Origin of the sequence: Erwinia sp. MYb416 (assembly GCF_037479575.1) — a bacterium.
GTDB classification, from domain to species: domain Bacteria; phylum Pseudomonadota; class Gammaproteobacteria; order Enterobacterales; family Enterobacteriaceae; genus Erwinia; species Erwinia rhapontici.
Map to the genome: position 1 here is coordinate 1 of NZ_JBBGYT010000153.1, position 736 is coordinate 736.

General features: G+C 50.8%; 1 protein-coding gene. It reads left to right on the forward strand.

Going from position 1 to position 736, the window contains the following annotated elements; all coding sequences use genetic code 11:
• Positions 1-131: 131 nt before the first annotated feature.
• On the forward strand, positions 132-736 hold a 605-nt coding region (locus tag WH277_RS01460), incomplete at its 3' end, for an ABC transporter substrate-binding protein (protein ID WP_339503951.1).

The following is a 736-nucleotide window of genomic DNA, read 5'->3' on the forward strand; positions in this document are numbered from 1 at the left end:
CAGTACAATTTTAAAGGAATAACGGGCTGTTAAATCAGATAAAAACCTTTACTATCATTGTGTCATCGTGGTTTTAGTGCCACGGCTTGCAAATATAACCGATTTGTCGCTGGTGGGAGCCTGTTGAAACCATGATTGTGCGTCTTGTTGCCTTTGCATTACTTAGCCTGTCTGCGGCCAGCGTGCAGGCAGAAAAAATTAATCAGAGCTACAGCTTCGCCCAGCTTGGGGTCGCAAAATACCCCAGCGGCTTCACCCATTTTGATTATGCTAATCCGGCGGCGCCGAAAGGCGGCAGCGCCACACTTTCCGCGATTGGTACTTACGATAACTTCAACCGCTTCGCCCTGCGTGGCAGCCCCGGGGTGGGCACAGACGCGCTGTACGATAATCTATTTGCTCCATCTGAGGATGAAACCGGCAGCCTCTACCCTCTCGTCGCCGAATTTGCCCGTTATCCAGATGATTATCGCTGGGTAGAAATCACTATTAACCCCCGGGCGCGTTTTCATGATGGTTCGCCAATAACAGCTGAAGATGCAGCCTTCACCTTTAACCTGATTATGACTCAGGGCGTGCCAGCTTATCGCTTTTACTATAAAGGGGTGACGGCGAAAGCCATTTCACGCCTCACCGTGCGCTTCGATCTGCCCAAACCCGATCGCGATCAGATGCTTTCACTACTCTCAACGCCGGTGTTCCCGAAAAGCTTCTGGAAAGATCATAATCTCGCGGG